Source organism: Burkholderia sp. Tr-862, from assembly GCF_011753085.1.
Lineage (GTDB): Bacteria > Pseudomonadota > Gammaproteobacteria > Burkholderiales > Burkholderiaceae > Burkholderia > Burkholderia ambifaria.
Genome location: NZ_VWWG01000035.1, coordinates 1 through 13,797 on the forward strand (window position 1 = coordinate 1; position 13,797 = coordinate 13,797).

The following is a 13,797-nucleotide window of genomic DNA, read 5'->3' on the forward strand; positions in this document are numbered from 1 at the left end:
CGTCGGCCGTGGTCGCGCCGGGGACGATGCGCGGGGTCGTGCCGGGGGCCGGTGGGGGGGCGGCGCCGGCGTCGGCTCCGCTGCCGGCTTCGGCACCTGCCTCTGCTGCTCCGACGCCCGCTTCGGCGTCGACGCCGGCCGCATCGACGGCTGTGGCAGCCACGACGGCGGCTGCAACGCCGGTATCGGCCACGCCCGCATCCGCGGCATCCGCACCTGCGGCGTCAAGCGCCGCTCCGACAGCGGCCGACAAGCCGCCTGCGCCTGCGCCGGCGGCTGCACCCGTTACTTCGTCCGCGCCGACCAGCGCCAGCGCGCCCGCCGCGAACTGACTGCGCGAGCGCCGTTACGGCTTCGTCTGCAACGTCGGCCGGCTGCGCCGTATGACGGGCGTCGGCACGTTACCGCAGCGTCGCGTTCAACGTCTGCAGTTGCTCGACCGTCGCCGTCACGCCGCCGCACACGATCACCGCGATGTCCGACGCCGACGCAAGCACCGGCACCGACCGTTCGAGCGCGGCCAGCGCCGCGCCGCACGCCGGCTCGACGACGATCCGATGCTCGTCCAGGAACCGCAACGACGCCGCCACCGCCTGCGCATCCGACACGACGACCGGATGAATCGCATGCCGCGTCGCCCATTCGACCGCCGCGTCGCACGGCCGCTTCGCGCCAAGCGACGTCGCGATGCTCGTGATCGCCGGCAATTCGACCGGGCGCCCCTGCGCGACCGAGCGCGCATAGCTGTCGGCGCCCTCCGTCTCGACCGCGACGACCGGCACGTCGTGCCAGCCGTTGCGCGCGAGCCCCTCCAGCACGCCGCACAGCAGCCCGCCGCCGCCGACTGCAAGCACGACCGCGTCGGGCTTCGGGCCGGTCACTGCCATCTCGTCGATCATCGTCGCGTGCCCTTGCCACAGCACGGGGTCGTCGAACGGATGCACGAATGCATCCTGCGCGCCGACGGCCGACAGCGCGAACGCGTTCGCCTCGGCCCAGCTCGCGCCGTGCACGACCACCTCCGCGCCTTCCACACGAATCAGCTCGCGCGCGCGGGCCGACGCGGTTTCCGGCACGACGACGAGCACCGGCACGCCGAGTTCGCGACCGCAATACGCCACCGCGATGCCCGCATTGCCGCCCGACGACGACATGAACCGGCGCGCGCCGGCCGCATGCCGCGCTTCGCACACCGCGCCGATGCCGCGCAACTTGAACGAACCGCACGGCTGCAGCGCGTCGAGCTTCAGCCGGATGTTCGTGCCGAGGCGGCGCGACGCGATTTGCGAACGGATATAGGGGGTCGGGATATGAAGCGGCATGGCGCGGGACACGGTGGGGACAGCGGGACCAGGGAAACGCACGTGGCCTGCGAACAGGCCCGGCAACCGCACCCATCGTACGGCACGCCAGCCATGCTTTCCAATACCATCGAATGACCCTTGCTATGCTTGACGGGCATATCCACTGAATCGAAACCGGAGCCCACCCCGCATGCGCCAGATCGAACTGCGTCACCTGCGTTACTTCGTGGCGGTCGCGCAAGCCGGCAGCGTGATGGCCGGCGCCCGCGCAGCCGGCATCGTCCAGCCTGCGCTGTCGCGGCAGATCCGCGAGCTCGAGGACGCGATCGGTACGCCGCTGCTGATCCGCCGCACGACGGGCGTCACGCTCACGGCGGCCGGCGCGAGTTTCCTGCAGGATGCGGCGGGCCTGCTCGCGACGTTGCAGGACAGCCGCGAACGCGCGTTGCGCAGCGCGGCCGGCCAGCTCGGCCAACTGCGGCTCGGCGCGCTGCCGAACTGCCTGCCGCTGCCGGTCGTCGCGAACGTGCTCAAGACGTTTCGCGACGCGTGTCCGGACGTGAAGCTGTCGATCGCGCCGATGCTGTCGGCCGAGCAGGCGACGGCGCTGATGCGCGGCCAGCTCGACGGCGGCATCATGGCCTGGCGCCGCGACGAGGCACCGCATCTGTCCGGCGTGCGGCTGCTGAGCGACCGATTCGTGCTGGCGATGCCCGCGCCGCCCGGCGGGCGCTTCCTCGCGCCGCGCACGCTCGCCGACGTCGCGCACGAACCGTTCGTGTGGTTCGACGCGCAGCGCTCCGCCGCGCACCATCGCTTCCTGATGGCACAGTGCGAACGCGCGGGCTTCACGCCGCGCATCGCGCAGGTCGGCAGCGACATCCCGACGCTGATCGGGCTCGTCGCGGCCGGCATGGGTTGCGCGTTCGTGCCGGAAAGCGCGTCGCCGACGTGCCCGCACACGGTCCGGCTCGTCGCGCTCGACGAACTCGCGAGCCGCTTCGACATCGAGTTCGTGTTCGACGGCGCGGCGGCGCCCGCTTCCCCCGTCGTCGCGCGGTTTCTCGACGCCGTGCGCGAGGCGGCCGGCCATGCGGATTGACCGAGCGCCGGCGAGCTCAACCCGCGCGCGCTTGCGACGGATTCCGTAGCATCGCTGGCCGCAGATCCGGCTGCCTGCGGGACCGCGTCACGTGACAACAGCCGGCTTCGCCGTCATCGCACGTAAACATCGCTGGAACGCACGAAAATTCTTTCAGATTCATGACAATCGGCGCTGGCTCGTCGTCATTTTTTAAATTGACACCAAAAACGGCCGTTTAACGTCATTTCGAATCGTTATGCCCCGAAATATACTGCGCCCGCATCCCACCCTCGTGCCAAAGAGAGGATGCCTTCCCGCCCCGGTCACGGTCCCCCTGTGACCGGGGCTTTTTTTGTCTGCGAGCCGCGCCGGTGCGGGATTGACGGGAAGGATGACGCGGTTGCGCCACCACGGGCCGGCTGTCCTGTCCCGACGTCCGAGCAGCCCGAAGCCACCGGCCGCGCACGCACGCGGCCACCAGCCCCGCATTGTTGACATGAAATCAAGATAATTTCGCCCGGATACGGCTTTTTTCGCAAAAGTCATGCAGGCACACTTCACCCTGTCCACAACGGCCGATGCCGTTGCCCCACGCTTACAGGAGCACATCGCGTGAACAGCACGACTTCTTCTCCTTCCCGCCCGGGCGGCAGCGCCGCGCTGCCGCTGCTGGCGCTCGCCGCCGGTGCGTTCGGCATCGGCACGACCGAGTTCTCGCCGATGGGCCTGCTGCCCGTGATCGCCGACGGCGTACACGTGTCGATTCCGCAGGCCGGCATGCTGATCAGCGCGTATGCGATCGGCGTGATGGTCGGCGCACCGCTGATGACGCTGCTGCTCGCACGCTGGTCGCGCCGCTCGGCGCTGATCGCGCTGATGTCGATCTTCACGATCGGCAACCTGCTGTCGGCCATCGCGCCGGACTACACGACGCTGTTGCTCGCACGACTTGTCACGAGCCTCAACCACGGTGCGTTCTTCGGGCTCGGCTCGGTGGTCGCGGCCGGCCTCGTGCCGCGTGAACGGCAGGCCAGCGCGGTCGCGACGATGTTCATGGGCCTCACGATCGCGAACGTCGGCGGCGTGCCGGCCGCGACCTGGCTCGGCCAGATGATCGGCTGGCGCATGTCGTTCGCGGCGACCGCCGCGCTCGGCCTGATCGCGATCGCCGGCCTGTTCGCCGCGCTGCCGAAGGGCGAGGCCGGCAAGATGCCGAACCTGCGTGCCGAACTGTCGGTGCTCACGCGCCCCGTCGTGCTCGGCGCGCTCGCGACCACGGTGCTCGGCGCCGGCGCGATGTTCACGCTCTATACGTACGTCGCCCCGACGCTCGAACACGTCACCGGCGCGACGCCCGGTTTCGTGACCGCGATGCTCGTGCTGATCGGCGTCGGCTTCTCGATCGGCAACATCGCCGGCGGCCGCCTCGCCGACCGCTCGCTCGACGCCACGCTGATCGGCTTCCTGGTGCTGCTGATCGTGACGATGGCCGGGTTCCCGCTGCTCGCCCGCACGCATGTCGGCGCGGCGGCCACGCTGCTGGTGTGGGGTGTCGCGACGTTCGCGGTGGTCCCGCCGCTGCAGATGCGCGTGATGCGTGCCGCACACGAAGCGCCGGGCCTCGCATCGGCCGTGAACATCGGCGCGTTCAACCTCGGCAATGCAGTCGGCGCGGCAGCCGGCGGTGCGGCGATCTCGGCCGGCTTCGGCTACGCGGCGGTGCCGCTCGTCGGCGGGCTGATTGCTGCGGCCGGGCTCGCGCTGGTCGCACTGCAAACGGTGCAACGCCGCCGCGCGCCGGTCGCCGCGAACTCGTAAGCGCACCGCGACCCGCATGGTGCCGATCCACGGCACCGCAATTGAACAACGCCCGCGCCGGGATGCCGTCGCGGGCGTTGTCGCTGAAGAGCCGCGCATCGCGGCCGCCTGGTCGACGTATCAGCGCGCGGCGGCGAACCCACCGAAGAACGCACGTGCGTTCGCATCGAGGCTCTCGAGGTGATAACCGCCCTCCTGCACGATCACCGTCGGCAAGCCGAGCGCGCCGATCGCACCGCCGAGCCGGCCGAACCCGTCGGTCGTGACGGCCACCTGCGATTGCGGGTCGTCCTTGTAGATGTCGAAGCCGAGCGCGAGCACGAGCGCATCCGGCTGGAACCGCGCGAGCGCGCGCAGCGCGTCGTCGAGCCGTTCGAAGAAGGTCGACTCGGGCGCCCCGTGCGGCATCGGCAGGTTCAGGTTGTAGCCGTCGCCGGGCCCCGCGCCCGTCTCTTCCTCGTAACCGGCGACGACCGGATAGAAATTGGTCGGGTCGCCATGGATCGACACGTACAGCACGTCGTCGCGGCCGTAGAAGATCTCCTGCACGCCCTGCCCGTGATGCATGTCGGTGTCGAGGATCGCGACCCGCCGATGGCGGCCGAGCAGCGCCTGCGCGGCGATCGCCGCGTTGTTCAGGTAGCAGAAGCCGCCGGCCGCATCGCGGCGCGCATGATGGCCGGGCGGGCGGCACAGCGCGTACGCTTCGCGCACGCCGTCGTTGACGTCCGCCGCGGCCGCAAGCGCGCTCTGTGCCGACCAGTACGCGGCGCGCCACGTGTTCGCACCGACCGGGCAACTGCCGTCGGCGAGATAGCGCGCGGCTTTCGCGAGCACGCCGCGCAGCGGGTTCGGATCGCGCACGAACACGTTCGACATTACTTCGTCGCCCCAGTCGTCGGCCATCCGTTTCCAGTCACGGTGCGCTTCCTCCAGAAAGCGCAGGTAGTTCATGTCGTGCACGGCCGCGATCGGCGCGGTGCCGCGGTCGGCCGGCTCGCGCACGTCGAAGTCGAGCGAACGCACTGCCGCGACCAGCCGCGCCGCGCGCTCGGGCACTTCCTGCGGCTCGCGCATCCTGCCGCGCGACAGGTAGGTGCGCGGATGGTGCAGCAACTGTTCGGGGTGGAAGTAGGTTCTCATCGTTCGTCCTCGTCGATTCGCCGGGTCATGCTTCGTGCGCGGCCGCAGCCACGCGCGTCGCGATGCCCGCCCGCGCGAGCACCGCGTTGAGCAGCACGTTCGTGCCGCGCGTCACGTCGTCGGGCAGCGCGTCCTCGGCCTCGTTATGCGACAGCCCGTCGACGCACGGGATGAACACCATCGCGGTCGGCACGCGGCGCGCGAGCAGGATCGCATCGTGACCGGCGCCGCTGACGATCCGTTCGTTCGTATAGCCGAATGCCTCCGCGGCCTGCGCGACCAGGTCGACGCAGCCGCCGTCGAACGGCGTCGCGGGGCTGCGCCAGCAGGTATCGATCGCGACCTGCACGCCGCGCGCGGCGGCCACGCGCGCGCATGCGTCGCGCAGGGCGCGCTCCATCGCATCGACTTGCGCATCGTCGTGATGGCGCAGGTCGACGGTGAACGTCACGTCGCCGGCGATCGTGTTGCGCGACGCGTTGCGGATGCCGACCTGCCCGATCGTCGCGAGCCCGCGCGGCGCGTAGCCGGCAACGATGCGTTCCAGTTCGAGCGCGATCTGCGCGCTCGCGAAATACGCGTCCTTGCGATACGGCATCGGCGTCGTGCCCGCATGCGCGGCCACGCCCGTCACGCGCACGTCGAGCCAGCGGATCGCCTGCCCGCCCGTGACGATGCCGATCGTCGTGCCGTTCGCCTCGAGCACGGGCCCCTGTTCGATATGCGCTTCGAAATACGCGTCGACCGCGCCGCCCGGCGCACGCGTGCCGCGACAGCCGCACGCGTCCAGCGCGGCGCCGAGCGTGATGCCGTCGGCGTCCTGCTTCGCGAGCGCGTCGTCGATCGGCAGCGCGCCCGTGAACACGGCCGAGCCGAGCATCGCCGGCGCGAAACGCGCGCCCTCCTCGTTGGTCCACGACACGATCTCGAGCGGCTTGCCGGTCACGATGCCCGCATCGTTCAGCGTGCGCACGACTTCGAGCCCGGCCAGCACGCCGTACACGCCGTCGAAGCGCCCGCCTTCGGGCTGCGTGTCGAGATGGCTGCCGATCAGCACCGGCGCGGCTTGCGCATCGGTGCCGCCGCGCCGCGCGAACAGGTTGCCGACCGCGTCGACGCTCACCGTCATCCCCGCTTCGCGGCACCACTGCGCGAACAGGTCGCGCCCGCGCCGGTCGTCGTCCGTCAGCGCGAGGCGCCGCACGCCGCCGCGCGGCGTCGCGCCGACGCGCGCCATGTCGGCCAGGCTCCGCCACAGGCGGGCACCGTCGATTTCCAGCAGGTCTTTCATTTGCACTCCGATGAATTCATTCGTCGAGGGTCAGTGCGAGCCGAGCGCTTCGGCCGCGGCGGGCCGGGCCGCGCGTCGCGCGTCGAGCGCGACGATGCAAAGCAGCGAGATGCCGGCGAGACACGTGTAGAACACCGCGAGCGGCCACCACTGGCCCGCGAAGCGATGCGCGAGCCAGGTGCCGACGAGCGGCGTCAGGCCGCCCGCGATCGCGCCGCAAACCTGGTACGCGAGCGAGATCGCCGAATAGCGCACGTGCGCGGGAAACACGCCGCTCACGAAGCCGGCGATCACCGAATAGAAGCCGGCCATGCACACGACCGCGAGCGCGATGCCGGCGACGAGTGACGCGGCGGTGCCGCCCTGCACGAGCATGAACATCGGGTACGGCGACAGCATCGCGAGCAGCGCGGCGATCTTCAGGAAACGCGCGCCGCCGATACGTTCGGCGATCCACGCGGCGAGCGGCTGCGCGATGAACTGGATGATCGCGACCGCGAACAGGCTGTCGAGGATCAGCGAGCGCGACACGCCGACATACTGCGTGGTGTACGCGATCATGAACGTGTTGGTGAAATAGACGCCCGCGATCCCGATCGTGTTCGCGCCGATGCAGAGCAGCACGAGCCCCGACGCGGAGCGCAACACTTCGGCCACCGGCAGCTTCACGGTGCGGTTCGCTTCCTTCACGCGCGCGAATTCCGGCGACTCGTTCACGCCGAGCCGGATCAGGATGCCGACGACGAGCAGCGCCGAGCTCGCGAGAAACGGCAGGCGCCAGCCCCATGCGAGGAAATCGGCCTTGTCCATCGACGTGACCGCGCGAAACGCGACCAGCGACAGGATCAGCCCGGCCGGGCTGCCGAGCTGCGCGAACGACGCGAAGAACGTGCGGCGGCCCTGCGGCGCGTGCTCGCCCGCCATCAGCACCGCGCCGCCCCACTCGCCGCCGACGGCGATCCCCTGCACGACGCGCAGCACGATCAGCAGCACCGGCGCGAGCATGCCGACCTGCGAATAGTCGGGCAGCAGCCCGACGCATACGGTCGCGACGCCCATCATCATCAGCGTCGTCATCAGCGCCTTCTTGCGGCCGATGCGGTCGCCGAGGTGGCCGAACACGATGCCGCCGAGCGGGCGCGCGAAGAAGCCGACCGCGAACGTCGCGAACGACGCCATCGTGCTGACGAAGCGGTCATGCGACGGAAAATAGAGTTCGCCGAACACGAGCGCGGCGGCGGTCGCGTAGATGTAGAAGTCGTACCACTCGATCATCGTGCCGACGAACGCGGCCGTCGCGGCACGCGCCGGCTGGCGGGCGGAAGGAAGGGACTGGGTCATGCGGGCTCCTGACGCGCGCCGCGGCACGCGCTATATCGTGGTGGCCGGCCGTCTGTCGCGGCCTCGCGCCGCACGGTGCGGCGCCCCTCCTTTATCGGCGACCGCAAATCATTAGTCAAATTTCAAGTTATTATTTCTCGTATAAATTCAACTAATGACTGATCCAATGCTTCGCCCGGAGACCCGATGCGTGCCGACCTCACCCCCTTCCTCAACGACCGCCTCGACTGGAACCTGCTGCGCACCTACCTGGTGATCATGCAGGAGCGCAGCGTGAGCCGGGCGGCCGCGCGCCTGCACGTGACGCAGCCGGCCGTGAGCCAGGCGCTGCGGCGGCTCGAGGACACGCTGGAGCGAAAGCTGATCGAGCGGCGCGGCGCGCATTTCGCGCCGACGCCGGCAGGCGAAGCCGTGTACCGGATCGCGAGCGACATCTACGGCGGCGTGTCGCGGCTCGAAACGGAACTCGACGACAGCACGGCCGACCTCACCGGTTCGATCCGGCTGCTGACGGTGAGCCGCATCGAGTCGCCCGTCTACGACGCATTCCTCGCCGACTTCCATCGCGCGTATCCGCGCATCGACCTGCAGATCGAAGTGATGCGCTCGTCGGACATCCTGTCGTCGCTGCTGCAGAAGACGGCCACCGCCGGGCTCGGCCTGTGCCGCACGCCGCACGACAAGCTGGAGATGCGCTGCTTCCTGCGCCAGCGCTACGCGATCTACTGCGGCCGCCATCACCGGCTGTTCGGGCAGACGCAATTGCGGATGGACGATCTGCTCGCGGAGAATTTCGTGTCGTTCACGAGCGACCAGATCGGCGACAGCCTGTCGCCGCTCACCGTGTTCCGCGACCAGAAGGGCTTCACCGGGCGCATCGTCGCGTCGTCGCCGAGCCTCGAGGAAGTGCGGCGGCTGATCTTCGCCGGTTACGGGATCGGCTGCCTGCCCGAGCACATCGTGCGCGACGACATCGCGCAGCAACGGCTGTGGCGGCTGCCGCCCGACGACGGCCTCGTCGACGTCGACGTGTTCCTGCTGTGGCATCGCGACCGCAAGATGAACGCGGCCGAGCACGCGTTCCTCGACGCGATGGAGCGTTGCATGCAGCGCCATTCGCTCGCGGAACGGCTGGGGACGTAGGCGCGAATGCGCGCATCCGCGACAAGGAAGCAGGCGCCGGCCCATACGGCCCGGCGCCCGATGCATCGTCAGAAGCGATGCACGATGCCGAGTTGCACGCCGCGCGCGTTCGCGCCCGGATACGCGAGCGGCAGGCCCGGGTTCGCCGCGCCCGCGAGCGTGTAGCCGGCCTGGTTGCGGTTGCGCAGGTACGAAAGCGCGCCGTAGAAGCTCGTGCGCTTCGATAGGTCGTATTCGTACATCAGCCCGAACTGGTCCGCGTTGTCGCCTTGCGACGTCTGGTCGTGCAGGTACGCATAGCCGAGCGCGACGTAGTTCGCCGGGTTGAGCTGGTACTTGACCGACAGCCCGTACACACGCGAATCGATGCCGAGGTCGGCCCATTTCACCGCGGAGAAGCCGCCGTACACGGTCGCCTTGCCGATCGCGTACGATGCACCGGCCATGAGCGTGCGATCGGTCGTGGTCGCCGTCGTGTTCTTCAGCCACTGGCCCGCGACGAACGCCGCGAACGGCCCATGCTCGTAGGTCACGTCGAACTGCTGGCTCGACCCCGCGGAGCGCACGCCGCCCGCCTCGCCGAACCCGAAGTACAGGCCGGCCTGGAAGCCGGCGATCTCGGGGCTCTGGTACGACAGCGTATTGCTCGTGCGGAACGCGAACACGGTCAGGTTGTCCATGCCGGACGCCTGCGTGACGCCGCCGAACGCATCCTGCCCGCTCTGGTCGTTGAACAACGGCGAATTCTGGCGGCCTGCGCGCACCTTGCCCCACTGCCCCGCGATGCCGACCCACGCCTGGCGATTGAACATGCTGCCCGAACTCGCGAGCGAACCGTCGTTCGGGTTGAAGCCGTTTTCGAGCGCGAACTCGATCTTCTGGCCGCCGCCGAGGTCCTCGCCGCCCTTCATCCCGAAGCGGCTGCCCCACTGTCCACCCGAGCCGATCGCCGCGGTATAGCCGTTGCCGGTATTCACGTACTGCGCGAATTCGTCGATCACGCCGTACAGCGTGACGCCGTCCTGCGCGAGCGCGGCACCCGACCCGCCCACGCATGCGGCCGCGACGGCCATGCGAAGACCGGCATGCGCCGATCGCGCCCGGGAACGATTGCCCCGTGCGTTCATTTGCTTAGTCATACTATTCAATTGAAAGAGAATGGAACGATGCCGGCACGGTGGTCTGCCATGCCGGCATCGCGGATAACGAAGGTGTGTGCAGCGAGGCTGCCGATCGCGCGGGGTTTGGCGCGGCGGGCCGTTCAGGCCGACGGCAGGCCGGCCCGACGCGCGACGCGATGCGTCAGTGGTGAACCTCGCCGCGCTCGAGCGGCAGGATCAGGCGCTCGGGGATGCTGCGTCGCGACGCACGCGCGCCGATGTAGTACAGCACGGCCGGCACGACGAGACCGAGGATCCACGAGATGTCGGTGCCGCCGAGCGCGTCGACGAGCGCGCCCGTGTAGATGTGCGTCGACATGAACGGCACCTGCACCAGGATGCCGACCACGTAGATCGTGATCGCCATCACGTTCCAGCGGCCGTAGCGGCCATCCGGATCGGACAGCGCCGGCACGTCGTAGCGCGAACGCGTGAAGCAGTAATAGTCGACCAGGTTGATCGCGCTCCACGGCGTGAAGAACGCGAGCAGGAACAGGATGAACGCCGTGAATTCCTTCAGGAACGAATGACGGCCCGCGAGCGCGATCAGCGTCGACACGCAGATCATCCCGAAGATGTAGACGAGACGGCTCTTCGACGACACCGCGCCCTTGCCGCGGAAACCGCTGACGATCGTCGCCATCGACATGAAGCTGCCGTAGGCGTTGAGCGCGGTCACCGTCACCTTGCCGAACGCGATGCTCAAGTACAGCAGTGCGGCAACCGCGCCCGTCGAGCCGAGACCGACGATGTACGACACCTCGTGGTGCGCGAACTGGCTGCCGGCCAGCGCGGCCGCGAACACGCCGAACACCATCGCGGCTTGCGCGCCGATCACCGAGCCGAGGCCGACCGCGAGGAACGTGGCGACCGACGACGTCGAGCGCGGCAGGTAGCGCGAATAGTCGGCGACGTACGGGCCGAACGCGATCTGCCACGACGCGGACAGCGACATCGACAGCAGGAAGCTCGCGAGCGAGAAGTGCCTGTTCGCGAGCAGCGCGCCGACGTCGTGGTTCGCGAACAGCTGCGTGAACATGTAGACGAACGCGATGATGCCGACCACGCTCGCGATCCGGCCGACGAAGTGGATCGCGCGATAGCCGAACACCGTCAGCACGACGATCACGGCCGCGAACAGCAGGATGCCGGCCGCGTCGTCGACGTGCAGCAGTTGCGCGACGGCCTGCCCGGCGAGCACCGAGCCGCTGGCGGAAAAGCCGATGTACATCAGGCACACGAGCACGATCGGGATCATCGCGCCGTAGACGCCGAACTGCACGCGGCTCGAGATCATCTGCGGCAGCCCGAGCTGCGGCCCCTGCGCGCCGTGCAGCGCCATCACCGCGCCGCCGACGAACTGGCCGAGCAGCAGCGCGACCAACGACCAGAACACGTCGCCGCCGAGCACGACCGCGAGCGCCCCGGTGACGATGGCCGTGATCTGCATGTTCGCCGACAGCCACAGCGTGAACTGGCTCAGCAGGCCGCCGTGGCGTTCGGCGTCGGGAATGAAATCGATCGAGCGTACCTCGATCAAACCGCCGGCTTTTCCACTGGGATTCGTTGACACGGGAAAATCTCCAAGATACTGAGGATCACAAATGGTTTTGACGGGATGCCCTTTCGGCTCGTGGGATGCGGTGCGCCGTGGATCGCCGGCATGCGCCACGCACGCACGGTCTGCACGCGGGCGCGCAACCGGCACGACGTGTGCCGACATTGCCAGCGGATGATCTTGTATATACAACTTTGGAGGTATCGGTGATTACCCGGGTGTCCCACGATTTATGAAATCGTGTGGGAATACGGCACACGTTCGACCTGCGGAGTCACCGGTCGGGCGTATGAAAAATGAAAGCTCACGTGCCGGCCGGCGGCGCCTGCTCGGGCGCGGCGACCAAGTCGTCGGCAGGAAGGAGCGTCAGCAAGCGCCGCACGGCCTCGACGTCGCGTGCGTGCAGCCATTCGTCGTAGTCGGCGCGGCGCAGGATCACGACGCCCCGCTTCTCGTCGCCCGGTCGATGCATGCGCGCGAACACGGGGTGATCGTCGGCATTGACCGTGAGCATCGTCATGCCGATCCGCTCGCGGCCGTCGGCGGTGACGAAGCTGCGCCAGATGCCGGCGACGCAGCACGGTTGCCAGCCGTCGACGCCGATCCGGTGCCACACGTTGCGGCCCGTCTCGTAGCACGGCTCGAAGATCCAGCGCACCGGAATCAGGCAACGCTGGCCGTTGCGCCAGGCGGTGCCGTAGAGCCGCGACGAGCCGACCGTTTCCGCGCGCGCGTTCACCGTATCGAGCTTCTTTCGCTTGCGGCCGTTCTCGTCGAGACGCGCGGGCTGCATGAACTTCGGCCAGAAGCCGAACACCGCGCTGACGACCGCGAGGCCGTCGCCGTCGGCGCGCGCGATGGGCGCCGCGTAATCGGGATACACGTCGGGTTGCCACGGATCGCGGCGAAACAGGTCGCCGATGCCGAGCTTCAGCTCGCTGATGCCCGGGTCTTCATCGGGAGCGCGGTAGTGGGTGCACACGGTTCGGCAGACGATGGACGCGATGTCTTCATCGTAGGACAGCGTGCCCGCCGTGTTTGCGCAATCGGCTGGTATGACGAAACAGTCTTACGCGCGCCAGTGGATCGGATCGTCGACCGTTCATTGCTTCCACTTGCCATCAGCAAGATGCGCACGCTGCTCGCGAACAAGCTGAGCCATACGGTCGAATTCCAGCTCGAGACGCCGCGCAACAGCGGCGATGAAGCACTGGGCGCGTTCCGCTTTCGCTCATCCGCGCCGCCCACGTGTGTCGGCAGCACGTCGCCCGTTCCGGTTCAGGCGAGCCGTTCCGATCCGATGACATGCACGCCCGGGCGCGCATCGAGCGCGGCATCGAGCAGCGCGCGGGCGATGCGCGGCGCGGGATTCATACGCCACTTCGGCGGCAACAGCGGCCCGGCCGCACCGAGCGCCAGCACCATCATCCGTTCGCCGAACCGGAACTCGTCGCGGCTGCCGCCGATCAGGCCCGGCCGCACGTAGGTGAGCGACGCAAACCCGATGTCCGCGAGCGCGCGCTCGACTTCGCCCTTCACGCGGTTGTAGAAGATGCGCGACGCCGGGTCCGCGCCGAGCGCGGAATTCAGCACATAGGTCGGCGTGCCGGACCGGTGCGCGAGGCGCGCGACCGCGAGCGGATAGTCGTGATCGACGCGGCGGAATGCGGCCTGCGAGCCCGCGACCCGCATCGTGGTGCCGAGCGTGCAGATCACCGCACCGGCCTGCCACCAGTCGGCCACCTCGGGCAGGTGATCGAAGTCGACCGTCACGGCGCGCATCTTCGGATGCGGGGACAACGGCCGGCGCGCGAGCACGACGACCTGGTCGACCCGCGCGTCGGCCAGCGCGATGTCAAGGACGTGGCGCCCGACGAGTCCGGTCGCGCCGACGAGCAGCAGTTTCATCAGAATTTGCTCCGAGAAACCCCGCCATTTCCCCCAAGGGGACTTCC

Annotated in this window: 11 protein-coding genes; 3 read left to right on the forward strand and 8 right to left on the reverse strand. The window is 68.9% G+C overall.

Translation table 11 applies throughout. The features are described 5' to 3' along the window. Positions 1–401: 401 nt before the first annotated feature. Complete coding sequence (locus F3J14_RS13135; protein WP_166723345.1) at positions 402–1,322, reverse strand: pyridoxal-phosphate dependent enzyme; 921 nt, start codon at positions 1,320–1,322, stop codon at positions 402–404. 172 nt (positions 1,323–1,494) lie between these two features. On the opposite strand from F3J14_RS13135, the gene F3J14_RS13140 reads away from it, so the two are divergent. After that, a complete protein-coding gene (locus F3J14_RS13140) occupies positions 1,495–2,406 on the forward strand; it encodes a LysR family transcriptional regulator (RefSeq protein WP_166723346.1) in 912 nt (303 codons plus the stop codon). A gap of 594 nt (positions 2,407–3,000) precedes the next feature. Then, on the forward strand, positions 3,001–4,206 hold the full coding sequence (locus tag F3J14_RS13145; protein WP_166723347.1) for an MFS transporter: 1,206 nt from the start codon (positions 3,001–3,003) through the stop codon (positions 4,204–4,206). 120 nt (positions 4,207–4,326) lie between these two features. Here the strand turns inward: F3J14_RS13145 and F3J14_RS13150 are convergent, their stop codons facing one another. The 3 genes from F3J14_RS13150 to F3J14_RS13160 are packed head-to-tail and all read right to left on the reverse strand — an operon-like array spanning position 4,327 to position 7,981. Continuing rightward, a complete protein-coding gene (locus F3J14_RS13150) occupies positions 4,327–5,349 on the reverse strand; it encodes a histone deacetylase family protein (RefSeq protein ID WP_166723348.1) in 1,023 nt (340 codons plus the stop codon). 25 nt (positions 5,350–5,374) lie between these two features. Continuing rightward, the gene (locus F3J14_RS13155; protein WP_166723349.1) at positions 5,375–6,640 is read right to left on the reverse strand and encodes a Zn-dependent hydrolase; all 1,266 of its coding nucleotides are present in this window, start codon (positions 6,638–6,640) and stop codon (positions 5,375–5,377) included. 30 nt (positions 6,641–6,670) lie between these two features. Continuing rightward, positions 6,671–7,981, reverse strand: a complete 1,311-nt coding sequence (locus F3J14_RS13160) for an MFS transporter (RefSeq protein ID WP_166723350.1) — start codon at positions 7,979–7,981, stop codon at positions 6,671–6,673. Between the two features lie 186 nt (positions 7,982–8,167). Here F3J14_RS13160 and F3J14_RS13165 point away from each other — a divergent pair, with 186 nt between their 5' ends. Then, a complete protein-coding gene (locus F3J14_RS13165) occupies positions 8,168–9,124 on the forward strand; it encodes a LysR family transcriptional regulator (protein ID WP_166723351.1) in 957 nt (318 codons plus the stop codon). Between the two features lie 68 nt (positions 9,125–9,192). On the opposite strand, the gene F3J14_RS13170 is transcribed toward F3J14_RS13165, so the two are convergent. From F3J14_RS13170 to F3J14_RS13185, 4 genes are all read right to left on the reverse strand, one after another. Next, complete coding sequence (locus tag F3J14_RS13170; RefSeq protein WP_166723352.1) at positions 9,193–10,263, reverse strand: porin; 1,071 nt, start codon at positions 10,261–10,263, stop codon at positions 9,193–9,195. A gap of 163 nt (positions 10,264–10,426) precedes the next feature. After that, positions 10,427–11,857, reverse strand: a complete 1,431-nt coding sequence (locus F3J14_RS13175) for a cytosine permease (protein WP_166723353.1) — start codon at positions 11,855–11,857, stop codon at positions 10,427–10,429. A 289-nt stretch (positions 11,858–12,146) separates the two neighbouring features. Next, positions 12,147–12,824: an SOS response-associated peptidase family protein gene (locus tag F3J14_RS13180; RefSeq protein WP_166723354.1), complete on the reverse strand. Its 678-nt coding sequence runs from the start codon at positions 12,822–12,824 to the stop codon at positions 12,147–12,149. A 296-nt stretch (positions 12,825–13,120) separates the two neighbouring features. Next, positions 13,121–13,750: an NAD(P)H-binding protein gene (locus F3J14_RS13185; RefSeq protein WP_166723381.1), complete on the reverse strand. Its 630-nt coding sequence runs from the start codon at positions 13,748–13,750 to the stop codon at positions 13,121–13,123. Between the last annotated feature and the right edge of the window lie 47 nt (positions 13,751–13,797).